26 protein-coding genes are annotated in these 24,991 nt (G+C 62.7%); 14 read left to right on the top strand and 12 right to left on the bottom strand.

All coding sequences use genetic code 11. From position 1 onward, the window contains the following. The first annotated feature begins 52 nt into the window (after nucleotides 1–52). From K3G63_RS21075 to K3G63_RS21065, 3 genes are all read left to right on the top strand, one after another. On the top strand, nucleotides 53–631 hold the full coding sequence (locus tag K3G63_RS21075; protein ID WP_220616121.1) for a YdeI family protein: 579 nt from the start codon (nucleotides 53–55) through the stop codon (nucleotides 629–631). Between the two features lie 56 nt (nucleotides 632–687). After that, complete coding sequence (gene blaOXA, locus K3G63_RS21070) at nucleotides 688–1,506, top strand: class D beta-lactamase (RefSeq protein ID WP_220616120.1); 819 nt, start codon at nucleotides 688–690, stop codon at nucleotides 1,504–1,506. A gap of 206 nt (nucleotides 1,507–1,712) precedes the next feature. After that, nucleotides 1,713–1,874 carry a hypothetical protein gene (locus K3G63_RS21065; RefSeq protein ID WP_220616119.1) on the top strand — a complete coding sequence of 54 codons (162 nt, stop codon included), beginning with the start codon at nucleotides 1,713–1,715 and terminating at the stop codon, nucleotides 1,872–1,874. 38 nt (nucleotides 1,875–1,912) lie between these two features. On the opposite strand, the gene K3G63_RS21060 is transcribed toward K3G63_RS21065, so the two are convergent. The 4 genes from K3G63_RS21060 to K3G63_RS21045 all read right to left on the bottom strand — a co-directional run bounded on the left by K3G63_RS21060 (nucleotide 1,913) and on the right by K3G63_RS21045 (nucleotide 5,399). Next, the gene (locus K3G63_RS21060) at nucleotides 1,913–3,259 is read right to left on the bottom strand and encodes an alpha-amylase family glycosyl hydrolase (RefSeq protein ID WP_220616118.1); all 1,347 of its coding nucleotides are present in this window, start codon (nucleotides 3,257–3,259) and stop codon (nucleotides 1,913–1,915) included. A gap of 214 nt (nucleotides 3,260–3,473) precedes the next feature. Next, a complete protein-coding gene (locus tag K3G63_RS21055; protein WP_259404621.1) occupies nucleotides 3,474–3,866 on the bottom strand; it encodes a DUF983 domain-containing protein in 393 nt (130 codons plus the stop codon). Nucleotides 3,867–4,030: 164 nt separating this feature from the next. Further along, entirely contained in the window at nucleotides 4,031–4,897 is an 867-nt protein-coding gene (locus K3G63_RS21050; protein ID WP_220616117.1) for an AraC family transcriptional regulator, read from the bottom strand. A gap of 31 nt (nucleotides 4,898–4,928) precedes the next feature. Next, nucleotides 4,929–5,399: a hypothetical protein gene (locus K3G63_RS21045; protein ID WP_220616116.1), complete on the bottom strand. Its 471-nt coding sequence runs from the start codon at nucleotides 5,397–5,399 to the stop codon at nucleotides 4,929–4,931. 63 nt (nucleotides 5,400–5,462) lie between these two features. Here K3G63_RS21045 and K3G63_RS22945 point away from each other — a divergent pair, with 63 nt between their 5' ends. The 4 genes from K3G63_RS22945 to K3G63_RS21030 all read left to right on the top strand — a co-directional run bounded on the left by K3G63_RS22945 (nucleotide 5,463) and on the right by K3G63_RS21030 (nucleotide 7,328). Then, complete coding sequence (locus K3G63_RS22945) at nucleotides 5,463–5,588, top strand: hypothetical protein (RefSeq protein ID WP_259404620.1); 126 nt, start codon at nucleotides 5,463–5,465, stop codon at nucleotides 5,586–5,588. Between the two features lie 256 nt (nucleotides 5,589–5,844). Further along, entirely contained in the window at nucleotides 5,845–6,186 is a 342-nt protein-coding gene (locus K3G63_RS21040) for a hypothetical protein (RefSeq protein WP_220616115.1), read from the top strand. A 133-nt stretch (nucleotides 6,187–6,319) separates the two neighbouring features. Next, complete coding sequence (locus K3G63_RS21035) at nucleotides 6,320–6,697, top strand: hypothetical protein (protein WP_220616114.1); 378 nt, start codon at nucleotides 6,320–6,322, stop codon at nucleotides 6,695–6,697. Nucleotides 6,698–6,959: 262 nt separating this feature from the next. Next, complete coding sequence (locus tag K3G63_RS21030; protein ID WP_220616113.1) at nucleotides 6,960–7,328, top strand: hypothetical protein; 369 nt, start codon at nucleotides 6,960–6,962, stop codon at nucleotides 7,326–7,328. Nucleotides 7,329–7,402: 74 nt separating this feature from the next. On the opposite strand, the gene ggt is transcribed toward K3G63_RS21030, so the two are convergent. After that, on the bottom strand, nucleotides 7,403–9,133 hold the full coding sequence (gene ggt / locus K3G63_RS21025) for a gamma-glutamyltransferase (RefSeq protein ID WP_220616112.1): 1,731 nt from the start codon (nucleotides 9,131–9,133) through the stop codon (nucleotides 7,403–7,405). 172 nt (nucleotides 9,134–9,305) lie between these two features. Here ggt and K3G63_RS21020 point away from each other — a divergent pair, with 172 nt between their 5' ends. Further along, nucleotides 9,306–11,354 carry an alpha amylase C-terminal domain-containing protein gene (locus K3G63_RS21020; protein WP_220616111.1) on the top strand — a complete coding sequence of 683 codons (2,049 nt, stop codon included), beginning with the start codon at nucleotides 9,306–9,308 and terminating at the stop codon, nucleotides 11,352–11,354. 90 nt (nucleotides 11,355–11,444) lie between these two features. Here the strand turns inward: K3G63_RS21020 and K3G63_RS21015 are convergent, their stop codons facing one another. Then, nucleotides 11,445–11,927: a YdeI/OmpD-associated family protein gene (locus K3G63_RS21015; RefSeq protein WP_220616110.1), complete on the bottom strand. Its 483-nt coding sequence runs from the start codon at nucleotides 11,925–11,927 to the stop codon at nucleotides 11,445–11,447. Then, the gene (locus tag K3G63_RS21010; protein ID WP_220616109.1) at nucleotides 11,924–13,054 is read right to left on the bottom strand and encodes a glycosyltransferase; all 1,131 of its coding nucleotides are present in this window, start codon (nucleotides 13,052–13,054) and stop codon (nucleotides 11,924–11,926) included. The genes K3G63_RS21015 and K3G63_RS21010 overlap by 4 nt, the downstream gene beginning before the upstream one ends. Nucleotides 13,055–13,260: 206 nt before the next feature. Here K3G63_RS21010 and K3G63_RS21005 point away from each other — a divergent pair, with 206 nt between their 5' ends. Beyond that, nucleotides 13,261–15,693, top strand: coding sequence for a TIM-barrel domain-containing protein (locus K3G63_RS21005; RefSeq protein WP_220616108.1), 2,433 nt, complete (start codon nucleotides 13,261–13,263; stop codon nucleotides 15,691–15,693). A 121-nt stretch (nucleotides 15,694–15,814) separates the two neighbouring features. Here the strand turns inward: K3G63_RS21005 and K3G63_RS21000 are convergent, their stop codons facing one another. From K3G63_RS21000 to K3G63_RS20980, 5 genes are all read right to left on the bottom strand, one after another. Further along, a complete protein-coding gene (locus K3G63_RS21000; protein WP_220616107.1) occupies nucleotides 15,815–16,840 on the bottom strand; it encodes a ferredoxin--NADP reductase in 1,026 nt (341 codons plus the stop codon). A 51-nt stretch (nucleotides 16,841–16,891) separates the two neighbouring features. Continuing rightward, nucleotides 16,892–18,043: an alpha/beta fold hydrolase gene (locus K3G63_RS20995; protein WP_220616106.1), complete on the bottom strand. Its 1,152-nt coding sequence runs from the start codon at nucleotides 18,041–18,043 to the stop codon at nucleotides 16,892–16,894. Nucleotides 18,044–18,252: 209 nt separating this feature from the next. Then, nucleotides 18,253–19,182: a T9SS type A sorting domain-containing protein gene (locus tag K3G63_RS20990; protein ID WP_220616105.1), complete on the bottom strand. Its 930-nt coding sequence runs from the start codon at nucleotides 19,180–19,182 to the stop codon at nucleotides 18,253–18,255. A gap of 112 nt (nucleotides 19,183–19,294) precedes the next feature. Next, entirely contained in the window at nucleotides 19,295–20,116 is an 822-nt protein-coding gene (locus K3G63_RS20985; protein ID WP_220616104.1) for a rhomboid family intramembrane serine protease, read from the bottom strand. Nucleotides 20,117–20,224: 108 nt separating this feature from the next. Further along, complete coding sequence (locus K3G63_RS20980; protein ID WP_220616103.1) at nucleotides 20,225–21,070, bottom strand: hypothetical protein; 846 nt, start codon at nucleotides 21,068–21,070, stop codon at nucleotides 20,225–20,227. 161 nt (nucleotides 21,071–21,231) lie between these two features. Between K3G63_RS20980 and K3G63_RS20975 the strand changes: the two genes are divergently transcribed. From K3G63_RS20975 to K3G63_RS20955, 5 genes are all read left to right on the top strand, one after another. Continuing rightward, complete coding sequence (locus tag K3G63_RS20975; RefSeq protein WP_220616102.1) at nucleotides 21,232–21,540, top strand: hypothetical protein; 309 nt, start codon at nucleotides 21,232–21,234, stop codon at nucleotides 21,538–21,540. Nucleotides 21,541–21,571: 31 nt separating this feature from the next. Then, entirely contained in the window at nucleotides 21,572–21,805 is a 234-nt protein-coding gene (locus tag K3G63_RS20970; protein WP_220616101.1) for a hypothetical protein, read from the top strand. Between the two features lie 383 nt (nucleotides 21,806–22,188). Further along, nucleotides 22,189–22,347, top strand: a complete 159-nt coding sequence (locus K3G63_RS20965; RefSeq protein WP_220616100.1) for a hypothetical protein — start codon at nucleotides 22,189–22,191, stop codon at nucleotides 22,345–22,347. Between the two features lie 66 nt (nucleotides 22,348–22,413). Further along, nucleotides 22,414–23,043, top strand: coding sequence for a M15 family metallopeptidase (locus K3G63_RS20960; RefSeq protein WP_220616099.1), 630 nt, complete (start codon nucleotides 22,414–22,416; stop codon nucleotides 23,041–23,043). A 131-nt stretch (nucleotides 23,044–23,174) separates the two neighbouring features. Beyond that, nucleotides 23,175–24,956, top strand: coding sequence for a glycoside hydrolase family 10 protein (locus K3G63_RS20955; protein ID WP_220616098.1), 1,782 nt, complete (start codon nucleotides 23,175–23,177; stop codon nucleotides 24,954–24,956). Nucleotides 24,957–24,991: the final 35 nt, after the last annotated feature.

The raw sequence follows: 24,991 nt of genomic DNA, 5'->3' as shown, positions 1-24,991 counted from the left end.
GGCAGAAGGCCCGGAGGTTAGGACCTGGGTGTGCCACAATGTATTTTACCGCATGGCTACGAAACTGGATTCGCTGGAAGTAGTGGATGCCCCCAGCCGCCCGGAGTGGCGGGCGTGGCTGGCAGCCCACCATACTCACTCGGTAGGTATCTGGCTGGTACTCTACAAGAAAGGCAGCGGCCCGCCCCGCCTCAGCTACGCCGAAGCTGTGGAAGAAGCCCTGTGCTTCGGCTGGATCGACTCGTTGCCCCGCAAGGTCGACGCCAGCCGCTTTCACCTGTACTTTTCGCCCCGCAGAAAAGGCAGCGTATGGTCGGCAGTCAACAAAAAGCGCATCGAGCAGCTCCGTGCCGCGGGGCTGCTCATGCCAGCCGGACAGGTCAAGATAGCCGCCGCGCAACAGGACGGCAGCTGGACCGCGCTGGACGAGGTAGATGCCCTGCGGGTGCCGCCTGACTTGGCCGCGGCCCTGGCTGCTACCCCCGGCGCTGAGCAGAGCTTTTCCCACTTGGCTCCCAGTAGCCGCAAGCAGCACCTCCAGCAGTTGGCTGCCGCGCGTCGGCCCGAAACGCGGCAGCGCCGCATTGCGCGTATAGTGGAGCAGCTCACTCCGCCGCAGTCAGGGCAATAGCTCACCCAGCAGACGGCGGCGCGCTCCGCTGCGGTGCGGCCTTTATCTTCGCGGCTATGCTACGGACTTGCTACCTACTGCTGAGCCTCAGTTGCTTGCTGCTGCTTAGTACCGCGCCCGCGCCTCGTGTTACGGAGCGAAACTTTCAGCAACATTTCGATGCGTACGGGGTGCGCGGCTCATTTTTGCTCTACGAAACTGCCACGGGCCGCTTCACCGCCTACCAGGAAAAGCGCTGCCGCCAGGGGTTTCTGCCCGCGTCCACGTTTAAAATTCCGAATACTCTCATTGGCCTGCAAACCGGCACCCTGCCCGATACAGCCACCCTCTGCCGCTGGGACGGGGTGAAGCGCGACTTCCCGCAGTGGAACCAGGATATGCCCTACGCCCGGGCCCTGCGCGTGTCTTGTGTGCCGTGCTACCAGCAGCTGGCCCGCCGCGTTGGGGTGAAGCCCTATCAGCAGTGGCTGCGTAAGCTGCGCTACCCCGGCATCATGGTCACGCCTAGCACCCTCGATACCTTTTGGCTGGATGGTAACTCGCGTATCAGTCAGTTTGAGCAGGTAGATTTCCTGCGGCGTTTGCAAGCGGAAACCCTGCCAGTGGAGGTGCGCCACCAGCGGGCTGTGAAGCGGCTGCTGCTGCTACAGAAAACCCCTGCGTACTCGCTCTACGGCAAAACCGGCTGGCGCTTCCACTCCGCCAACAATCCCGATAACGGGTGGTTTGTGGGCTGGATCGAGCGCACCGACGGCCGCACGGCCATCTTTGCTCTTAACGTGGAGCCTCAGTATGGCCCGAAAGCCGACAAGCGCTTCATGGCCGGCCGCCGGGCCCTCACGGAGGCTATTCTGCAGCAAATGCAGTGGATGTAAAGAGGAATTTCAGGCCCCCAGCGAAATACTGCCGGGCTAAAGCAGAGGAACACCACCTTTTGGTGCAGCGGCCGCCCACGCAGCCTGCTAAGGTTTGCGGAACACTCAGCAGCAACAGGATAGGGGGTACTTTGTAGGCAAGCAACACTACCACAGCTGCTTGTAGGCTTAAAAACTTGCTGGTACTGGTCTGGCCGTACGGGCTTATGCGCTTCTTCCGGCTGATTGTCTCGCTGCTTCTACTCCCCTACCTAGCTACCCCGCAAACGCCGCGGGCAGACTTGCTTCTTCGCAACGGCTACCTCTACGATGGCGCCGGTAATGCCTGGGCTTTCGGCGACGTGGCCGTGCGGGTAGGCAAGCGGTAGACCATTTTTTCCAGGATACGGTGCTGGCTAAACAAGGCTTACTGCTTCTCCAGCACCCGCCAGCCCTGGGGCGGCAGCACCAGTTCCTCGCCCGCCCGGAACAGTAGCGTCTGGCCACTAAACACATCCTGCCAGGTGCCGGCGGCGGCAGCTGGTAGCACAAGCAGCTGGGGCTCGGGGCTAATGTTAACGCCGGTAAGCACAGCCGCCAGGCCTTTGGTACGTAGAAAACAGTAGGTGTCGTCGGGGCTGGGCAGGCGCTGGAAGCGACTGAGCGGGTCGCCGTTCTGGAGGGCAAAATGGCGGCGCTTGAGCTGGAGCAGACGGGTATAGAACTCCTGGAGGGGGTAGTCCTGCCAGTTAATAGGATCTTTGTCGAAGAAGGCCAGCCGCCTGTTGAGGGCCGCTTCCTGGCCGGTGTATACCAGTGGCATACCGGGCAGCAGTACGGTAAGCACCGCAAAGGGTAGGGCCAGCGGGCCCAGGCGCTCATACTCGGTGCCGTCCCAGCTGTTCACATCGTGGTTGCTGGTGAAGTGCATCAGGTATACCGAGGGCGGGTACTTAGCCCGTTCGGCGGCCAGGTAACTATCAATGTCGCGGAGGGGGTGCTTGCCCTCGGCAATGTGGTCGAGCAGGTAGTGCAGGCGCAGGCCAAAGGTCATGTTGAAGGCCTTCTCCAGCAGCTTCGTATCCGGGTTGAACTGCTCCCAGGTTAGGCCGCCCGACGGATACAGCTCGTCCCATTCGGCCAGCATAAACAGAGGCTTCACTGCGTCTAGCTCCCGGCGGGCTGCGTCCCAGAAATCGGTGGGCACCAAGCCGGCCACGTCGCAGCGGTAACCGTCAATGTCAGCCTCGCGCACCCAGTAGAGCAGCGCGTCGGTCATGTAGCGGCGCAGCTTGGGGTGGCGGTAATCCAAGGCTGCTACATCGGTCCAGTCGGGCACGGGCGGCACCAAGTGGCCCTGCTCGTCGTGCTGGTACCAGTCGGGGTGCTGCTGCACCAGGGGGTTGTCCCAGCTGGTGTGGTTAGCTACCCAGTCGAGCAGTACCCGCAGGCCCAGCTGGTGAGCGGTCTGCACCAGGTGGCGCAAGTCGTCGAGGGAGCCAAACTCCGGGTTTACCCCAAAATAGTCGCGCACGGCGTACTGGCTGCCCAGGGTGCCCTTGCGCCCTACCTCGCCAATGGGGTGAACCGGCATCAGCCACACAATACTTACGCCCATAGATGCCAGCCGGGGCAGGTGCGCTTCAAACGCCCGAAACGTGCCTTCTAGCGTGAATTGACGCAGGTTTACTTCGTAGATGGTGGCGTTGGCCGCCCAATCGGGGTGGCGGACCCGGAACAACTGGGCGTTGGGGTGTAGCAGAAGGTCAGACACGGGGCAAGGATAGTAGGTGCCGCGTCTACGGAAAAACCGGGCACTGGGTCCGGATTTTCCGTGGGCTCCCGGCGTTTTGGGTACCTAGGGCCTCCTCTGGCATCAGTGCTTAGCCGGGGCGAACAGCCACTGGCAGGTAGAGCAACCCCGGACGCTTGGCGGCGTCGGTAAAAGGGGAGAGTAGCCCGGTAGCAAACCCGCCGGAGAGCTGCCGCTAGTGCGTTCCTGCTGGCCGTGGTTGGTAGTGCACACCGCCAAACCAGTATAGCATCAAGGTGCGGGAGTAGCGCAGGCTGAGCGGGGTAAGCAATACGGCCAGGGCGGCTACGCTCGTCACGTACACCCACACGGCCGGGTCGTGGAACAGGTAGTACACCAGAAACCCCGTTACCAGCATAATGGCCGTGGAGAAGGCGTAGCTGATGAACATGGCACCCCAGTAAAAGCCCGGCTCTGGCTCGTAGGCCTGCCCACACACGGGGCAGTGCGCCGGCATTTCGGCAAAGCGGACGGGGTTGGCCGCGGAGTAGCTAAACAAGGGGCCTTCGTGGCAACGGGGGCAGCGTTGTTGCAGCAGCGCCAGGGCCGTTGAATTGATTCTTGTCATGATTCTTACGTGTTGGTGACATCGTAAGACAAAAGTAAAACGGCGTATGCGCGCCCGTAAGAGCCATTTTCGGCTTTGTCCGGTACAAATCAACGCGGGGCCATCATCTGCCACAGATTCTGCCCAATGGCTGGGTGGAGTGGTCGGGTGGGGGAGCCATGAGGTTACGCGGTCCGGAAAGCCTCGGGCGTTTGGCCTGCGTGCGTGCGGAAGTAGCGGCTGAAGTAGGAGGCATCCTCGAAGCCCAGGGCATCGGCCACCTGAGCAATAGTGGCAGAGGTGTGGCGCAGCAGGCGGCGGGCCTCAATGAGCACGCGTTCCTGAATCAGGGTACTGGCCGTTTTGCCCAAGTGGCGGCGGCACAAGGCGTTAAGATGATTGGGCGACACGTGCAGCAAATCGGCGTAGAGCTGCACCGTGCGCTGGCTGCGGAAGTGCTGGTTGATAAGGCTGCCGAACTCGCGCAGCAGTTGCTGGGCATGAGGAGCCTCGCCCGCCGCGGGTTTTGGCGGGGCCGGGGGGTAGAGGCGGGCGGCCAGCTCCAGGCAAATGTGCAGGTAGGAGCGGAACACCTCATCCTGCTGCGGCGCCGGTGCCTGGTGTTCTCCCCACATGCGCGCGAACAGCGGCCCCAGTTCGGTTTCATCGGGGGGCAGTTGCAGCACCGGGCGGTGGGCGTGCTGGAAGAAGGGGTACTCAAACAGCCGGGCCCCGGGGTAGCGGAATAAGTAAAAGGCGGCCTCGAACAGCACCACGTAGCCCTGGGCATCGGAGGAAAGCTGCCAATGGTGCACCTGCCCTGGCGTCATAAAAAACAGGCTGCCCGGGTGCAGCTCATAGCTAACCAGGTCAATGGTGTGCGTGCCGCGCCCGTGGGTAACGTAGAGCAGCAGGTAAAAGTCGTGGGCGTGGGGCTGGCTCACGCCGGGGAAGTTGGCCACGTGCTGGGCCAGCCGCTCCAGGTACCAGGGCCGCGGCCGGCTCTGCGGAAACGAATCGAGGGTAAGAACCGGGAGGCTGGGTGGGTGCATAAAAGCAAGCAGGAGCCACCCGGAGGCAGCGTTAGTCGCTGCCGAAGTTACGCAGGTGCTTTTTGCTAAGTTCGTAGCTCAGAATGGCCGGGATGTAAAAGGTGACGTCGGCTAGGAATTTGGCCAGCAGCACACCGCCCGCGTGGCTCCCGGTCCAACGGGGCAGCCAGTACAGCAGCGCCGGCCGAATCAGCAGGCTGTCGAGCACCTCCGCCAGGCCAAACTCCACGGCTAACGCCCGCACGTTGCGCCCGAAGGCGCGGCTGGTGTAGCGTCTGCCCTGGGCCCGCAACTCCCGCCGGGCCAGCCGCACATCCTGGGCCAGCAGCCACCCGAAGTACGCCACGTTGCCTGCCCAGGTACCCGCCAGGGCTGCCCGCAGGTCTTCGCCCGGGGTCAGGTGCCAGACCACGCCTGCCCCGCCCAGCGTAGCTACTACTGATAGTGCCTCGGCCGGCAGGTAGCGCCGGCCCCATTCCCGGATTTTTAGCTTCGCAGACAAGAAGTGACGAGATGGAGTAAAGGAAACCGAACAGCGGCAAGCTTTATAAAGGGGTAACTACTCGTGAGCTATTCCTCTTTCCGGCCAGCCACCCAGGAGCAGCACTTGTTTCCCTACGGCGAGGGGCACGGTCAGGTGCTGATTTCCCTGGTCTGGTTTGCCAGCAGCCGGATGGCGTGGCTTACATAGTTGCTTACTGGATACGGCCGCTGAGCCAGAAAGCAGGCAAAATAACGGTTGAAACCGTCTCGAAAGCTGCGGGCGTTACGTAGTAGGCAGGGGAAGAAGGCTGGCAACGGTTTAGGCACGCCCGGCACTTGGCCTACCCTGCAGGCGGGGCCGGAACCTGCCAGGCAGCAGCACTAGTTTGCCCGGGAAGGCAACGCCTGAGCCGCAGCGGGCGTACAGTTCTACTACCTCTTCATTCTTCCCAACCTCCTGCGTTATGAATCACGCCGACCGCATTGAAGAAACCATTGAGGGCATTTACCATGCCCTGGAGCAACACAGCAACCACCCCGTAGACGCCGGCCTGGGCCATATCGACAGCTGGATTCAGGCCCTCGACAGCCTCGGCGGCTCGGCCCTTACCGGGCTGCAAACCGAGCTGCGCAACCTGCGCACCTTCGTAGAGCGCGACGACCGCCCCGCCATGGCCAACTCCCTGCAGCTGCTGGGCCAGCAAACCTCCCTGATTGCCCGCGACATGCACGATGGGGTAGGCGACCATCTGCGCCACCTGGGCCAGGTACTGATTACGGCCGCCGGCAACCTGAAACTTTCCTAGCCCTTCCGCTTTCCTGCCGTGCTTCCCTGCAGCCTTGCCTTCTCTGGGCGAGGCTGTTTTTTGAGCACCCAGGCGAAAGTGTTTGCACCCGTTGGCGACATCTTTTTTACTTTCTGACTTGTCTCTTTCCCATATGAGTACTACCCCCTCCGACCACGGCCACGCGCCCGGCTCTGTGCTGGCTGGCAGCCAGCCCCACCTCGAAGCCACCTTGCACGCCCTACAGCACGACCAACTGCCTCACCTGCGGCCCGCAGCCGGCGACAATTTATACCGCTGGATGCACATGCTCCAGACGGTGGAAGGCGACCGGTTTGCTCCGCTCATTGAGGAGCTGCAAAACCTGTACAATGCCATCGGCCACGGCGAGCCCAATGGCCCGCAGGTAAAGCAGATTCTGCAAAATCTTGCTACGCTAACTACCCAGGCTGCTACCAGCGCCGACCCAGAATCGCAGCCCAAGCTGCAGCAGCTAAGCCAGGCCCTGCAAAACGCTGCGGCCACCCTCTAGGGCCGGGGCCATCTTTACCGGAAACTTCCGCCTACCTCACGAAAGCGGCCTACTCTTCCGTAGAGGGTAGGCCGCTTCCGTGAGGTAGTAGTTGTAGGCAGAAAGAATGCTACTGCCCGTATAAACAGCTGTTGGAAAGGCAGTGGCGCAGGCCCCGAAGCTGAGCCGCAAGCCAAATCTTGTACGGACTATGCGGCCAACCCGCAACGTAAGGGGATAGTAAACAAGAAGATTCCTGTTGTTTCACCTTACTTCCTACCCCATGTCTGTATCCCATTCTGCCAGCGCCGACCAGTTGGAGGCTACGCTCCGCATCCTTCGTAGTGAAGATGTAACCCAGGTGCTCGCCCGGGCCACTGAAAACATCGACGGCTGGATTCAGATGCTGCGCGCTTCTGGCGAAACCGCTCATGCCACCATTGCCGCTGACCTGGTGAAGCTCAAGGGCTTTCTTGCCGGCACTGACCCAAACCCCATCAGCGACGTGCTGCAAACCCTGGCCGAGCACATCAACAGCTTCGTGGATGATGCCAACCCCCGCTTTATCGAGTCCCTGGACCAGCTCTCCAAGCAGCTCACCGACGTGGCCCGCAACCTGCAAACCACCCGCGACGCAGAGCAAGCCCAGTAAGGCAGCTTTCAAACTAAGCTACTACCAAACGCCCCTCTTTGGATATAGGAGGGGCGTTTGGTAGTAGCACCTGTTTAATACCCGGCCGCTGCGTCGTCGCCGCGGGGGTCGGCGCCGCCTTCCAGCTTGCCGCCCGGTAGCACCCGAATTACCTCTACCCGGCCCCAAGGGGCGCGCGGGTTCAGGCGGTAGCCACGCGCTTGCAGCGTGTCTTTCGCTACGGGAAGCAGCGCGCCTTCTTCCACGTCAATCTGGTCGGGAAGCCACTGGTGATGCAGCCGCGGAGCAGCTACGGCTTGCTGGGCATTCATGCCATAATCCAGAGTGTTGAGAATAGCCTGCATAACGCTGGTAATGATGGTGCTGCCCCCGGGCGTGCCGACTACCAAGGCCAGCTTTTTATTCTTGCTCAGGATGGTGGGCGTCATGGAGGACAGCATGCGCTTGCCCGGAGCAATGGCGTTGGCTGCGCCCCCTACCAGCCCGTAGGCGTTGGGCGTACCGGGCTTGCTGCTGAAATCATCCATCTCATTGTTGAGCAGGAAACCGGCCCCGGCTACCACCACCTTGCTGCCGTAGGCCCCGTTAAGGGTAGTGGTGCAGCTCACGGCGTTGCCCTGCGCGTCCACAATGTTGTAATGCGTCGTCTGGTCCGATTCGTAGGCGGGCAGGCCCGCGCCGGCCGTTACCTGGGCGCTGGGCGTGGCCCGGTAGGGTAGGGTAGAGGCCATGCGCTGCTGGTTGTAAGGCTTTTCCAGTAGCTGGGCCACCGGTACCCGCCCGAAGTCCGGGTCGCCGAGGTAGGTAGCACGGTCGGCGTACACGCGGCGCTGGGCTTCGGTAATCCAGTGCGTGGCCTGGGGCGAGTGCCAGCCGGCTTTGCCCAGGTTGTACGGTTCCAGCATCTGCAGCATTTGCAGCAGCGCTACCCCGCCGGAGCTGGGCGGCGGAAACGTGAGTACCTCATAGCCCCGGTACGTACCGTGCAGGGGCGTGCGCCACTTGGGCTGGTAATTCAGCAGGTCCTGCTTGCTGATGATGCCCTTGCCGCGCTGCATTTCAGCCACAATGAAGCTGGCCGTTTCGCCTTCGTAAAAACCAGCGCGGCCCTGGTCCCGGACGCGCTCCAGCGTGCGGGCCAGCTCTGGTTGCACGAAGGTTTCGTTGGCTTTCCATTCACCCTGCGTGCGAATGAGGGCAGCACTTTGATTCACCTTCAGGAAGGTGTCGCGTGTGCGGTTCAGGCCAGCAGCTTCTTTTTCCGTCAGTACTACCCCCTTGGCGGCCAGGTCTACGGCCGGTTGCACTACGTCTTTCCAGGGGAGCTTACCCAGCTTTTTGTGCAGCTCGGCCATGCCCGCTACGGTGCCTGGTACGCCAGCGGCCAGGTGGCCCAAGGTGCTGAGGTCCGGAATTACGTTGCCCTGCTTATCCAAGTACATGTCGCGGGTAGCGGCGGCGGGAGCGGTTTCGCGGAAATCGAGGGCGCCTTCGCTCCCATCGGCGCCGCGGTACAGCAGGAAGCCGCCACCCCCAATGTTGCCCGCCACCGGAAATACCACGGCCAGCGCAAACTGCACGGCCACGGCCGCATCATACGCATTACCGCCTTTACGCAGGATTTCTACGCCTACCCGCGTGGCCTCGGGGTGCGCCGATACCACCATCACCTTATCGGTTACCACGGGGGTAGCGGCCGGTACGGGCGTAGCCAGCGCGGCCGAAGCGGCCGGGGCGGTAGTGTTTTGGGTAGTGGAGCAGGCGAGCAGTCCGGCCAGGGCCAGCGGGTAAAAGAACCGTTTCATAGAGTAAAGGTAGCATACCCGGTTGCACGTAGCGCCCCCAGCAATCTGAGTCTGGAGGAAAGACCTGTACTGTCCGATATTCTTGTGCCGTACTCAGCCTGCAACTCATCGTCCTACTAAGACTTCGACGAATCCTGTAGCTTTGGGCCCGACCGACTTTCCGTTTTGCGCTATGACTCCAGACCTGCTTACCGCCGCCGACACCGCCGAACCAACGCTCCTGCTGGTGCAGCAAGACCCCTGGCTGATGCCCTACGAGCCGGTGCTGCTCCGGCGCCAACAGCGTCTGGCCCAGCGCCTCAGCGACATTGTGGCCGAGTGTGGCTCTCTGAGCCGGTTTGCGCAAGCCCACCAGCACCTTGGCCTCAACTACGATGGGCGCCGCCGCGGCTACTGGTTCCGCGAGTGGGCCCCGGCTGCCGAAGCAGTGTATTTGGTTGGTGACTTCAATGGTTGGGACCGGCAGGCTACCCCCCTTACGCGCGGTAAGAATGGCGTGTGGGAGGTGTTTCTGGCCGATAAAGAGTACCAAGACCGCCTAACCCATCATTCGCTTTACAAAGTGCACGTCGTAACCCGCGAGGGGGGTAAAGACCGTTTGCCCGCCATGTTGCGCCGGGCCGTGCAGAACCCCGAAACCAAGGATTTTGCCGGGCAGGTCTGGAAGCCGGAAACGCCCTTCGTCTGGACCGATCAGAAATTTCGGGTCCCGAATTTCGTGCGGGAGCCGTTTATCTATGAGGCGCACGTAGGCATGGCCCTCGAAGAAGCCAAGGTAGGCTCCTACCTCGAGTTTGCCGAGCAAGTCCTGCCCCGCATTCAGCAGGAAGGCTACAACTGCCTGCAGCTGATGGCCGTGATGGAGCACCCGTACTATGGCTCTTTCGGCTACCATGTGGCCAATTTCTTCGCCGTATCCTCGCGCTTCGGCACGCCTGAGGAACTCAAGCACCTCATCAACGAGGCCCACAACCGCGGCATTGCCGTTTTGCTGGACGTGGTGCACTCCCACGCCGTAAAAAACGAAGCCGAGGGCCTGGCCAACTTCGACGGCTCCGGCCACCAGTATTTCCACGAAGGCGCGCGTGGCGACCATCCGGGCTGGGATTCCAAGCTCTTCAACTACGGCAAACCCGAAGTGCAGCAGTTTCTGCTCAGCAACCTGCGCTACTGGCTGGAAGAGTTTCACTTCGACGGCTTCCGTTTCGATGGCATCACCTCCATGCTCTACCTCCATCACGGCGAGGGGGTAGCGTTTGGCTCCTACGACCGGTATTTCGGGCCCGAGGCCGACGACGACGCCATTCTGTACCTGCAGCTGGCTACTACCCTCGTGCGGGAGGTGAAGCGCAGCGCCCTACTGATTGCCGAAGACATGAGCGGCATGCCCGGCCTGTGCCGGCCCATTGAGGAAGGCGGCATGGGTTTCGATTTTCGCCTGGGCATGGGCATCCCGGACTACTGGATTAAGCTGCTCAAACACACCCGCGACGAAGACTGGAACCTGCACGACCTGTGGTACACGCTCACCAACCGTCGGCTAGGCGAAAAGACCGTCGCCTACGCCGAAAGCCACGACCAGGCCCTGGTAGGCGACAAAACCCTGGCCCACTGGCTGCTGGACAAGGCCATTTATGAGCACATGCACAAAGATGACCCCGACCCCGTTGCGGCCCGGGGCATTGCCCTGCACAAGCTCATTCGGCTGGCTACCCTGAGTTTGGGCGGCGAAGCCTACCTCAATTTTATCGGCAATGAGTTCGGCCACCCGGAGTGGGTGGACTTTCCGCGGCAGGGTAACAACTGGAGCCACCACTTCGCCCGCCGCCAGTGGAGCCTGGCCGACAACCCCGACCTGAAGTACCAGTTTCTGCTGCAGTTCGATAAGTCGATGATTAAGCTGGCGAAAACCACGCGCCTGCTGGCCGCTACCCCTGCCCGGGAGCTGAACATTGACTCCCACAACCAGGTCCTCATCTTCGAGCGGGGCGGTCTGATTTTCGTGTTCAGCTTCCACGTCGACCGGAGCGTGCCCGACTACCGCTTCTACGTGCCCCACGCCGGCCGCTACCGCATCCTGCTCAACTCCGACGATGCCGAGTTCGGCGGCTTCACCCGCATCGACAATAACTACACCTACGAAACCTTTGAGGAAGACGGCGTGCACCGGCTCAGCCTCTACGTCACGAGCCGCACGGTGCTGGTGCTGGGCAGGGTGTAGCTATTTGTGCCGGATAAGCTGAAAACGCTAGTGGCTTCTTTCCTGAGCAGGAAAGAAGCCACTAGCGTTTTCATGGAAGAGCAGTAAGGGTTAGTGCTTGGTTTTGCGGCCGGACTGAGCTTGTCCCAGGGCGTCTTCAATGCGTTGGGCGCGGGCTTCGGGCTTTTTGGTGCGAGCTACCCGTTGGGCCAGCTCTTTGCGCTGGGTGTAGGGGAGGGCATCAAAATTTACTTGCAGGCCGGCCCGTTCCAGGGCGTACTTCAGGTCGTCGGGTAGCTCAATGCCGCTGGAATCGGTGTCGCGCTCCAGCACCACGTGCACCGTGTCGGTCCAGGTTTTGTTGATGGCGTTGCGCACTTCCTTGCGGATGCTGATCATGTGCTGGCCGTCGCCCATGGGCACCAGGTTCAGCCGGATAGGGAAGCCGTCTACGGTGCCGCGCACGGGCAGCGGGCCTTTGGTGCCGTACACCTCGGGTACGCTGAAAGGAACTACCAGGAACACGCCGCTGTCGGCCCCGTCCATTTCCAGGGGGGCATCAAATTCGTGGCGAAGAGGGGTTTCAGTACTCATGCAGTAGGCGGAAAAAAAGGCGCGGGCAGTTGGCGCACGGGTAAGCCGTTGCCCAGTTGGCGCAGGGTAGTATGTAGGGTTTCGGTGTCGGTGGGGTCCAGCACTTGCAGGCGTGGGGCCAGGTAGGAGTAGCGGCTCAGCAGCAGCTCGGCTACCTGCTCGGTGGCGGCCAGCACTACGTCGGCGCGGCGCAGGGCCAGGCGCTCCAGGGCCAGCGCCCAGCCACGGTCGGCGTGGGTGGTGCGGTCCTGGGCCAGGCTGTGCACGTGCAGCACCAGCGGCCGGCCGGTTTGCTGCCGGATTTCCATGGCCGCCAGCCACGTCGTCCAGTCGATGGCATACACCACCGAGAATTCTTCCAGCAGGGCCCGGCGGGTAGCAAAGCGCGCGTACTGAATCACCTGAAAATTAAGGTCGGCATCCGACGTTTGGGTATTGCCGAGGGCAACCAGGGCATCGGGGAGGGTGGCCAGTTGCGGCGGGGCGACGGGGTGAGCCTCGGCTTCGGGTGCCAGGTCATTGGCGGGCTGGCTTAGGTCGGCCGCTTCCGTGGCATCGGGCTCAGCGGCTTCTCCCGCAAAGTCATCCTCATTGAGCAGTAGCTCAGCCGGTGAAAGCTTGGTAAGCGGGGTAGGGTCTGCGGCTGCCGCAGGGGTAGCAAAAGCCTCGGCGGCAGGGCGGCCATCGGGCAACACCGCAATAGACGTACCCTCCACTTGAGAAGAGGCAGCGTTCAAGGCAGGGGCGGGGGTAGCACCCAGGTAAGGAGCAGCCGGTGTCTGCCAGGTACCATCGGAAGCCGCCAGGTAGGAAGTTGGCCCCGCTGCTTCCGCGAGAGCCGAGGCTCCGAGGTAGGGCGCCGCCGGCCGCTGCCAGGCGCCGGGCCGCTGGTCGGGGCGCGGGCGGGGGGCTTGGGCCTCGGCCCGCGTCAGGTTAGCCAGACTGGTAATGCGGGTAGAGGCGGGGGTAGTGAAGGGGGGCTCAGGTAGGCGGGGCACTATCACTGAGAGGGGCGTGCGTGCTGCCAGAGCCTGCACCAAGGAGCGTACACCGGGCAAAGAGGGCCCGCCGGCTTGGGGTGCCTCATCCCAACCAAGCAATAACACGGAAAACGGGGCGGAAATCATAAACAGAATAAATGAGCGGCGGGCATGACGAGGTATGGCAAGGTAGAGAAAAAAGCTACCCATGGTGCTTTTATAGCGGGCCGCCGGAAAACTACAGCTGAGTACGGCCTACGGTGGCCCGGAACATTTTTACCTTTGCCGGCTGTGTAGCGTCCGACCGTTGCGTCTGGGGTTATATTGCCTCCTCTCCCTCGAAATTTACCAGCATGGCCGACAATATTCAGGAAAACAATTACATGGTCAATGACCTGGCCGCCCGATCCAGGCAGGAATTCTACCCCGGCCGGGTGGTGCACAGCGAGCGGCAAGGCACTGATTTTATTTTTCGTTGCGATAATGACGTGCAGCTTTGTTTGCAGGTCATCACGGATAAAGTACTGCGCTTTCGCTACGCCACCGAAGCGGGTTTCCCCACTGATTTCAGCTACGCTTTCCCCGAGGGCGTGCCCACGCGCCAGGAGCTGGAGTTTCTGGAGTTCCGCGAAAAGCCCGACCATTACCGCATCACCACCGACCGCCTGATTTGCGTCGTCGACAAGGAAAACCTGCGCACCCGCGTCCTCAACCGCTCGGGCCTGGTGCTGAGCGAAGATGAGAAGGGCTTCCACTGGGAGTACGAGTACGAAACCGGCAACGACATCGTGAAGATGAGCAAGCTGGTGCAAAGCGGTGCCCACTACTACGGCCTCGGCGACAAGCCCGACAACATGAACCTGCGCGGCCGCCAGTTCACCAACTGGGGCACTGATACCTACGGCTACCAGAAGGGTTCTGATCCGCTCTACAAGAACATTCCGTTTTTCCTGGCCCTGCACCAGAAAACGGCCCACGGCATCTTCTTCGACAACACGTTTAAGGCGAGTTTCGATTTTGCGGCGGAGCGCGCCGACGTAGCCTCGTTCTGGGCCCAGGGCGGCGAGATGAACTACTATTTCATCTACGGCCCCTCCTTGCTGGAAGTAACCCAGGAGTACACCCGCCTGACGGCCCCGCCCGAGCTGCCCCCCCTCTGGGCCCTGGGCTACCACCAGTGCAAGTGGAGCTACTTTCCCGAAAGCCAGTTCAAAGCCATTGCCCAGGGCTTCCGCGAGCGGAAAATCCCCTGCGACGCGCTCTACCTCGACATCGACTACATGGATGGGTACCGATGCTTTACCTGGAGCCCTACCCACTTCCCCGACCCCAAGCGCATGGTGCAGGAGCTGGCCGAAGATGGCTTCAAAACCATCGTCATCATTGACCCCGGCATCAAGATTGACCCCGACTACCCGGTGTACCAGGAGGGCCTGAAAAACGACTACTTCTGCCGCCGCGCCGATGGCCCCCTGATGAAGGGCTCGGTGTGGCCCGGCCTCTGCAACTTCCCCGACTATACCCGCCCCGAGGTGCGCGAGTGGTGGGCCGGCCTCTTTAAAGGGCTAATTCAGGAAACCGGCGTAAAGGGCGTCTGGAACGATATGAACGAGCCCGCCGTGTTCGAGAAGGGCACCTTCCCGGATGACGTGCGCTTCCACTACGAAGGCCACGCCGGCTCCCACCGCAAGGCGCACAACATCTACGGCATGCAGATGGCGCGCGCCACGGCAGCCGGCGTCAAGCAGTTCAGCTACCCCAACCGGCCCTTCACCATTACCCGCAGCACCTACGCGGGCGGGCAGCGCTACTCCTCCGGCTGGACCGGCGACAACATTGCCTCCTGGGAGCACCTGTGGCTGGCCAACATTCAGTGCCAGCGCCTGAGCATTTCGGGGTTCAGCTTTATCGGCTCCGATATTGGGGGCTTTATCGACACGCCCGACGGCGAGCTGTACGTGCGCTGGGTGGCCCTGGGCGCGTTCCACCCGTTCTTCCGCACCCACAGCTCCGGCGACCACGGCGACCAGGAGCCCTGGTCGTTCGGGGAAGACTTTATGGCCATAGCCCGCAGCTTTATTGAGCTGCGCTACCGCCTGCTGCCCTACATGTACACCACGTTCTGGCAGTATGCCCAAGCCGGCACGCCCATGCTGCGCCCCCTGGCTTTCCTCGACCAGACCGATACCGATACCTACCTGCGCATGGCCGAGTTCAGCCTCGGCGACCATCTGCTGGTGTGCCCCATCACTACGCCTGGCGCCGATGGCCGCTGGATGTACCTACCCCGCGGCGACTGGTTCTACTACTGGACCGATGAGGCCAAAGCCGGCGGTGCCGAAGTATGGGCCTCCGCCGACCTTACCCGGATTCCGCTGTTCATCAAGGCCGGGGCTGTGGTGCCCATGTACCCCCTGATGCAGTACGTAGGCGAGAAAACCGTGGAGGAAATTACCCTGCACGTGTACTACAAGAAGGGCACCGAAGCCAGCGTGCTATACGAAGACGGAGGCGAAGGCTACGGCTACCAGCAGGGCCAGAGCACCACGCGCCGCTTTACCGTAACCGGCTCCGATCAAGGACTATTGCTTCAACAGCACATCGAAGGCGACTTCCAGCCCACCTGGACTACCTACCGCGTGGTGCTGCACGGCCTGCCTTTCCCGGCTACCGCCTTCAGCACTGACGGCCAGCCCGCCGCCGCCACCGACGTAACCACGGAAACCGGCCTCACGCTTCCCGGTGTGGCAATTAGTGCCGGGTTTACGGAGCTGGTGGTGGGGTAGTGCTCTTTTGAATTTTCCTGTCATCCTGAGCCAGGCGAAGGATCTTTACCAGTGGTAGTCAGTTAGCTGTCTTCGGTAAAGGTCTTTCGCCCGGCTCAGGATGACACGTTTTGCAGGCAGCTCAGAAAGTCAGCCGTACGTCGCCGCCTACGGGGTGACCGGTGCAGGTAAGGCAGAGGCCGTGGGCCAAGTCCCGATCAGTCAGGACTTCGTTGTAGGAATGCCACACCTGGCCCTCCAGGCAGCGCATGGTGCAGCTACCGCACACGCCCGCCTCGCAGCTATACGGCAGCAGTACGCCTTGAGCGCGCGCAGCTTTCAGAATAGTATCGGGGTAGGAAACCACCACCGTGTGGGTCTGGTGCGGCGTTTCAATAACGACGCGGTGGGTGGCGGTATCGGGTGGTAGGGCGCGCTTGAGGGGCGGGGGCAGCACGAAATTCTCGCGCCGGATTCGTGTAGGGGGCAGGCCGGCGGCGTGCAGGCCGTAGCCACACATGCGCATGTACTCGCCGGGGCCGCAGCTAAAGGCCAGCATCCGGTCGGGGGTAGTAGTGGCGTGCTGGCGCACGAGCTGCACCAGCAGGTCTTTGTAGAGCCGGGCACGGGCCAGGTTCGGATGGTCGCTGTAGAGCAGCTCCAGCGCAAAGCGGCCCGGAAACTGCGCGGCCAGCTGGCGCAGCTCGGTCCCAAAGATGGTTGCGGCCACCGTGCGGTTGCTATACACCAACAGCACCCGCACCGTAGGCTGATGGTAAAGCACTTCCTTCAGGAGAGAGTACACTGGCGTAATGCCGCTGCCGGCCGCAAACAGTAGTACCTGCTCGTAGGGGAGCTGGTTAGGGTCGGGCAGCGTAAACAGGCCCCCGGCGCCGGTCGTCAGCAGCTCGTCGCCTACCTGCGCTTCGTCAATCAGCCACCGCGAAAACAAGCCGTTGGCCACCCGCCGCACGGTAATGGCCAGTCCGGCGTCAAGGCCGGGGGTAGAGGACATGGAATAGGAGCGCCGCAGCTCGGGGTAGCGAGGCTGCAGCAAAGTGAGGTATTGGCCGGCCTGGTAGGGTAGGGGCCGGCTGGGCTCCAGCCAGAAGGTTTTCACTTCCGGAATTTCCTCAACAATGCGGCGAATAAGGAGAGGCTGCGTCACACGAAGGTCGGGTAAGGCTACGCAGGCAGTACGCCGCGCACAAAAAGCAGGTTATTCGGCCACCCGCTCGCGCAGGTACTGGTACACCTCGGGGCTGCTGAGCAGGGTGCCGTGGTGCAGCTGGGAGTACACCTGGGTAGTAATAAGCAGGTCGGGCGGGGAGGCGGGGTCCTGGAAGATGCGGCCCCGGGCACTGCCACCGCCCACCAACCCGTCGCCGAAGTACTCATGCAGGACCGAGCTGGCAGTTTTCAGCAGAGAGCCCACCAGCACATGGTAGCGCACTCCCGGCAAGGGCGGCACTACCGTCCGGGGCGGAAACAGGTCGTCGGCGTGCTCGTTCTGCCAGTCTTCGTCCACCAGCCGGGCCAAGCGCAAATCCTTGATACCGTTGCTGCGCTTGTCAATCAGCCCGCTGATGGCGCGGGTAGGCCACAGGTTGATTTTGCGCAGAATCAGGGAGGTGAGGTGGCTGTTCTGCTCCAGAAACGAGCCGTCGTTGGGTACGCCCAGCAGAAACACGTCGCGCAGGCGAGGAAGCCAGGCGGAGGTTTCGGAGGAAGAGTTGCCTGCCGTTACGGGGGTAGGAGTTGCGGCTTTCGTGGCTTCCTGCCCGGCATAGTAGCCCGCCGAGCGAATCACCAGCCCGCCCATGCTGTGGCCTACCAGCACTAGCTCGCCCACGGCGGCCGGAAACGTCTGGACCAAATCGGTTAGCAACTGGTGGAGCAGGCGGCCATTTTCGGAGATGTGCAGGCCGGAGTTGTACCGCACGTACAGGCAGTGCACGCCTAGCTCCCGCTGCAACCGCGGCCCAAAGCGAATGTCCTCCGAGCCCGTGCCGGTTTGCCAGATAATTTCGTCGCCCATGAGTCCGTGCAGAAACACCACTGTTTTGCGTGGTTTTCCAGGGGGTGCCGCGGTTACATGAAGGTCGGCTACGGGCACATCGGCCTTGTAGCGGCGGAAGCTCATCCGGATGGCGCGCCGGTCGTGGCGGGCCGCTAGCTGGTCGCCGAAGGCCCCGTTGAGGACGGGCAGCGTGAAGTGCAGGTTTTCCCGCCCCAGCCGGTACAGGGCGTCGGCGCCAGCCAGGGGCACCCGGGCGGCGCGCTCCAGGGCTGCCGCGGCCTGGCGCCAGCGAGACGTTGGCTGTGGGGCACCGGAAAGAGCAGAAGAATCCTCGGGGGTAGTCATAGCCATGAAGCGGCAAGGTAGAAAACTACCAACGTATGGCTGCCGGCGAAGGTGCCCCGGCCCTGTCAGCAGCTTCGGGAGGCCCCAAGCCCAGAAGACTGCCCGGAGGGTGTGGAGTGAGCTTTCACCCGGGCCAAACCTACCGGCCAGTACGCAGCACAAAAAGCCCCGCCCCGAAAGTAGTCCGGGGCGGGGCCTGATATAAGCGGTAGCGTTTACTGAATAACCAGTTTACGAGTCAGGATGCCATCGGGCGTGTTCAGTTGGAGTAGGTACACGCCACTGCGCTGCTCGCGCAAGTCAACCAGGCGGCCGCGGGCGGCGCTGAGCGGCGCTTTGTCCTGGCGCAGTACTACCCGGCCCGTAACGTCGGTAACCGTGAAGGGAGCCGTCGAAACAGTCGCGTCGGTGAGAGAGGCCAGGGAAAACTCGCCCGTGGCGCTAGGGTTGGGGTAAATCTGCAGGGCAGCCTCGGCCGCGGGGTTGCGGGTGGCCGTGATGCTGCCCGTCAGCTGAATGTCGTCAATGAGCAGCTTGGTGCCGTCGTGCAACTCATCGGCAATACCGGAAAGAGCTTCTACCAGCAGCGTGTCCGGCGACAGGCCCAGGGGGGTGTACTCAAAAGGCTCGCTGACCAGCGTATACACCGCCGCGGGGGCAAGCAGGACCTCGCTTGTGCCAATTACCTGAGACTCGCCCCCAACATTGCGAGCTAGGATAGCCCCCACGTAAGCCGAATCGGCTTTGGCATCGGCGCCGGTGAGGCGGTACCAGAACTGCAGCCGGGCGGGCCGGGAGGTATACGGAATGCCCGCTACGCCATCGGTGCCCGTACCAATAATGCCCGGCAGTACGAGGGGAGAAGCCGAGCCGATATCAATGCTGGTCAGCTCGGCGGCAAATGTGCCCTGGTGCACCGTCGTGGATTTGGTTACGAAGCCAATAGCGGGGAGCTGCTGCCCAACCAAAGGCTCCAGAATATCCTCCGTGGTAAACCAGCCCTGAGGTATTTCCCGGGCCGCATTGCGGGCTACCCAGGTATCGAGCGTACCGTTGGGAACGGGCGTGGGGGTTTGTGCCTGGGCCGTCGAGGTGGCCGCTAACAGGCTTATTCCCGCGAAAAAAGAGCGTAGCAGATGTTTCATACAAAACAGAGTATTAGGTAACTGGAAAGGAAAGTAGCAGTTTATGTAAGATCAATACTACTGAGGCACAATTTTGTTAAAAGAGTTGCATAATTCTGCTTCTTTCGTAAAACTAACGGTGCGGCCGCACCAGCAGGCCCCACGTTGCACCCACCAGCAGCCCCCCCAGGTGGGCGGCATTATCGGTAGTGTGGGTTTGTAAGCCCGTGGCCAGACTACCCGCTACCAGATACAGAACGAAGAGCAGCACGGTGTAGCGCTCGGAGCGGGTAAAAGCGGCTGGCCGCCGGACGAGCGTACACAACAGTAGCCCGTAGAGGCCAAAGATAGCGCCGGAGGCCCCCACCGAGTTTAGCCCCTGGGTGTGCCACCACCAGCTAAGCAGGCTGCCCCCCAGACCACTGAGCAGGTAACCCGTCAAAAACCGGCGCCCCCCCACCAACCGCTCCGTGAGCAGCCCCAAAAATAGGAGCGAGGCCATGTTGGTAACCAGATGCGCCACCCCACCGTGCAGAAAGCAGCTGGTGAGCAGGCGCCAGGGCTGGGTGGGGGTGAGAGAAGTGACGTTCGAGCCCCAGCGTATCAGGTCGGCGCCGCTGGGGTGCCAGAGGCTAACGCCGGCCGCTGCCATGGCCAAGTACACCAGCACGTTCAGCCCGAGCAGGAAGGGAGTTACACGGTAGCCCGGGCGAGGCCATGCAATTCCTTTAAGGGTGCCCCAGAGTAGTCCGGCGGCGGTAAGCTCCGGCTCGGGGGCCGGAGCTGGCGTGGAAGGTAGGGCGGGCAGCTCAGTTGGAATCAGGCCGCGCCGTTGCAGCTCCTGCACGGCAGCCCGGCCCACCGCCGCCGGATAGTGGGGCGCGTGCTGGGCCAGGTAAAGCAGCTCAGCATCGGTCTTCTGGGCGAAAAGCGCGGCGGGGTCGGGGGCAGGCATGTACGAAAAGCAAGACGGCGGCCCGTACCGTAAGCGCTTGGCCGCTGCCCTCCGGCGTCATAAACCCTGCCAGCCCGCCAGCACCTGACAGGATTGCGGGCTACCCGGCTAAAGGTCTGTGATATTGCCCCGAATAGGCTCTTTCCGCTGGTAGCGGCCGCGCAGCTCTTCCGCAAAGCCCGTAGCTTCCTCATTCACGCGCTCCTCCCCGGGGTCCATCATGGTCAATTCTGCCTCGTAGCGCGACTTAAAGCTTTGCAAGGAGCTGCGGCGCAGCGCCAGGCCTTGTTGCATAAGCGTCAGACGAGCCTCCATAAGGGGCGTGAGGTGCTGGTTATAGGCTTTGGCGCGCATAAACCAGGAAATGCGTTCCAGCGCGAGGTCAACCTGACCTGGAAAAACACCCGTGGCGGCGTTGGTGCGAGCTTGCTTGGTGAGGTGAACGGCTGCGTTTTCGGCCAGCCAGTAACGCCGGGCCATACGCAGGTAGCGGCCGGTGGCAGTAGTATCGGCGCGCTCGGAGGCGGGCAGCTGCCGGCGCAACTCGGCCACCTGAGCGGCCGTCTCTGCCTCAAAATCGGGTAGCCGCTCCGCTTTCACCGCCTCCAGCACAATGGGCGCGGCCGGCCGGGCAACAACTTTGGCGGCCGGTGTGGTGCTCGGAGCCGACGAGGAGCGCAGGCCCCACCAGCCCAGCCCCAGCACGGCCGCCGCTAGCACTCCGGCTGGCCACCAGCGGCTGGCTCCCGCCCGGGCCGGCTCCTCCTCAATAGCTACCGGCGGTGGCCCTGGTTCCGGAGCGGACGGATTGGGTAGGCTGGCCCCGCGCCGCCGTAGTTCCCGCCCAGCTTCGGCGATTAGGGCAGGGTGATACAGCTCGGGGTGCTGCACCAGGTAAAGCAGCTCATCGGTGGTTTTTTGCAGAAACGAATCGGGGGTAGATGCAGCAGCCATGCGCGGATAAGGAAAGGAATAGCAGCAGAAAAATCCCTCTAAAATGGGAAAAAGCCACCGGACTACCAGCGGCCGGGGCTCAACGCCCCGGCCAGGGCTTGCGTATAGCCAGAGCCGGGCACCACTCGCCCGCATCCTTCATCCTAATAGAACCACCCGCCATGAGCACTCCTCGCGAAGAACCCCTGGACGCCAGCACGCTGCCTAACCGCCCCGACGCCGTTTCGGACGACCGCCAGCCGGAAGGCCGTATTTTTCCTGGCAGCCAGGATACCGGCATGAACGCCGATGACAACTCCGGCAGCGGCGGCACCGAAGGCGGCCAAGCCATCAGCGGAACCCGCGTCCGGTCTGGGGCTCCTAACTACGACGCCCCCGGCAACGCCCAGGACGGCGACGTGGGCGGCAACTCCATTAGCGCCGGCACCGGTGTATCGGGCGGCGAAACCGGCCAGGTACCCCAACTCTAACTTTTCATTCCACCCTAACGCTCCCATCAGTATGGCAAACGAGCCAGGCAACTCCCCGCAGAACGGCGGGCAAGCCCCCCAGCCCAACACCACGGCCCCGCACGAAACCGCTAAACAACCCGCCACTACCCAGGAAGAACTCTCGCAAGATGATGGCGCCGGTATCCGGGGCGGCTACGGCGACAGTGACCAAACCAACGGTTTGGAAGGCGGCGGCCAAACCAAATCCGACCGTTCCGACATTCAACAGTCGGCTCAGGAATAGCCCGCCGCCTGCTTGATTGCAGCAGACTAACCATTTGCTCTGCGGTCCACGGGCCGGTACCGGGTAGCCAGCTAAGCTACCCGGTACCGGCCCGTGTTGTTAGCTGAGCTGCTCCGCCGCCGGTATCGGCTTGCGCCGCCAACTATGCCCTGCTGCGTAGCTACCTACACCACCCCGGCAGAGTCACGCCCCGCGCTACCTGGCGGCGCAGCACCCCGATGCCTGGGGCAAGTTTCTTTCTGCCGGCCGGTGGCCCGGCAGGCTCCGGGCCTTCCGCGTGGAGCTATACAGTAAGATTGGCCAAGCTTACGGCTTCCTGCCCGACACCGCCTACCTCACCGGTTAGGTCCGCCCCGTCGAGTTTCTGCTTGGCACCGGCGTCTATGTCAGCCAGGATGGGGCTTAACGACGACCAGCACGACTACGACTTCGCGGGGCTACCCTTCCGGTGGCGGCTGGGGGCAGGTATTCTACGAGGCGGCAGTGAGCTGCTAGGCTCGGCGCTGCTCGGCGGCTGGTACTGTGGAGTAAAGCAACGGTAGCGCTTTTATCAGCGTAAGAGCTACTTTCGGTACAAGTCCAGTTACGGTCCTGGTCGAAGCGTCCCCATGTCAACCAACCCGTTCGGGCTTCCCCTCATCAGCTCAGTGGAGCAGTATCAGCAGTATGTTGCCGCCCGTGCGGAGCAGGAACTGGTGGACCTTACCGAGCTGATTCCGGATGTAGTGCTGGACATCCGCTACGCCACTGCCCGCAACCTGCTGGGCGAGGCCCTCTACCCGTTGCCCCGGGCCTATCTGCGGCGGCCGGTGGCGGAGGCCCTGCAGCGGGTACAGCACGCGCTGGCCCGGCAGGGGCTGGGGTTGTGCGTTTACGATGCGTACCGCCCCTACAGTGCCACGGTGCGCTTCTATGAGCACGTGCAAAATGAAACTTTCGCGGCCCCACCCTGGCGCGGCTCCAAACACAACCGCGGCTGCTCCGTGGATGTAGGCCTGGTGGAGCAAGCCACCGGCCGGACCTTGCCTTTGCCCACAGACTTCGACGAGCTGACGCCCGCCGCCCACGTTAACTACAGCGGGTTACCCAGCCACATCATCCTGAACCGCAGCATCCTGTTGGCCGCCATGAAACGGCAGGGCTTTATCAACTACCCTCACGAGTGGTGGCATTTTGATTACCACCGCTGGGACGAGTTCGATTTGCTAGACCTGCCCTTCGAGGCGCTGGGAGAGTAGAAAATAGTGAGAGGGGAAGTCTGATGTTCTGGTTGCGCTGCCTACTCAGCTGATGCCGGGAGAACAGCCAACTCACCGCCTCTTTCACGGCCCCCCTCTTTCACCACCTCCCTGTTCGTACCTTCGTGGTGATGTTCCGATTACTTGCCCCCGGCCGCTTTCTGTTTGTTTTTGTTCTGAGTATCCACTGGCTGACGGCTGCCCGGGCCGCCGACGTGCCGCCCAAGCGGGAGCTGCGGGGCGTCTGGATTGCTACCGTGGAGAATATTGACTGGCCCAGCAGCCGCGGCCTCACCCCGGAGCAGCAGCGCCGCGAGTACCGCCGCATGCTCGATGACCACCAGCGCAGCGGCATCAATGCCGTGTTCGTGCAGGTGCGGCCCGCCTCCGATGCGTTTTACCAGAGCAACCTGGAGCCCTGGAGCAAGTGGCTGACCGGGCAGCAGGGCAAGGCCCCCGCACCCTTCTACGACCCATTGCCCTTCCTGATTGAGGAAGCCCACAACCGCGGCATGGAGTTTCACGCCTGGTTTAACCCCTACCGCGCCACCATGGACACCGTGACGCGGCGGCTGGCTTCCAACCACCCTTACCGCAAACATCCCGAGTGGTTTCTGCGCTACTCGGGCAAGCTGCTCTACAACCCCGGCCTGCCCGAAGTGCGCAACTACATCAGCGAGGTAATCCTGGACGTGGTGCGCCGCTACGACATTGATGGGGTTCACTTCGACGACTACTTCTATCCCTACCCCGAGGCCGGGCAGGTCATTCACGACGAAGACGCCTTCGCCCGCTTCAACCCCGATAACCTCAAGCTGGCCGACTGGCGCCGGCAGAACGTGAACACGCTGATTCGGGACCTGCACGATACTATTCAGCACACCAAGCGCTGGGTGAAGTTCGGCATCTCGCCCTTCGGCGTGTGGCGTAACCAAACCTCTGACCCCAACGGCTCGGCCACCAAAGCCTTCCAGGGCTACGACGGCCTGTACGCCGACGCCCTGGAGTGGCTGCGCCAGGGCTGGGTAGACTACGTGCTGCCCCAGCTGTACTGGAGCACCGGTTTTAAGGTAGCGCAGTACCCGGTGCTGGTGGAGTGGTGGGCCCGCAACAGCAACGGCCGCCACCTCTACATCGGGCACGGGGCCTACCGCATGTCGGAAAGCACAAAGTCGGATACGGTGTGGCGCAACCCGCGCGAGCTGCCCCGGCAGGTGCGCCTGAACCGCACCTTCCCGACGGAAGTAGGGGGTAGCGTATTCTTCAGCTCGAAGTCGTTGATGGCGAACGTGCTGAACACCACCGACTCCCTGCGGCAGCACGAGTTTCACTACCCCGCGCTGGTGCCCACCATGCCCTGGCTGGATGCCGTGCCCCCGCGCCCGGCCCAGAACCTGACCGCGGCAACCGGGGCCGCCGCCACCCGCCTGAGCTGGCAGCCCGGCCCCGCCGCCGCTGATGGCGACGAGGCTGCCTACTACGCCCTCTACCGCTTCGCCGACGACCAGACGCCTACCCCCGACGACCCACGCAACCTGCTGGCCCTCGTCCGGCCCCAGCCCGGCCGCCCCCTCACGTTCACGGACACCACGGCCCGCGCCGGCCGCGGCTACGCCTACTACCTTACCGCCTTCGACAGGCTGCACAATGAGAGCCGGCCGATTTCCGTACGCACTACCGGCCGCGCCGCCGAGGTAGTGGTAGCCCAGGCCGCGCCGCCCGCGCCGGGAACCCCGCCCGTTGCTACCCCGTCCCCGGCCACCACCCAGCCCACTGCGCCACCCGTGCGCCCCACACCCCGGCCAGCTACCCCACGACCACCTACTACCGTTAGCACGCCTACCAAGGTAAAAGTCAAAACCAAGCCCAAGCGGCGCGGCGGCTTCTTCCGGCGGCTGTTTGGCGGGCGTTAACTGGCCTAACAAAAAAGGGCCTCCCCAAACCGGGG

Origin of the sequence: Hymenobacter sp. HSC-4F20 (assembly GCF_019599275.1) — a bacterium.
Lineage (GTDB): Bacteria > Bacteroidota > Bacteroidia > Cytophagales > Hymenobacteraceae > Hymenobacter.
Note: the sequence above shows the minus strand (reverse complement) of the source record. Positions and strands in the feature narration are given on the sequence as shown.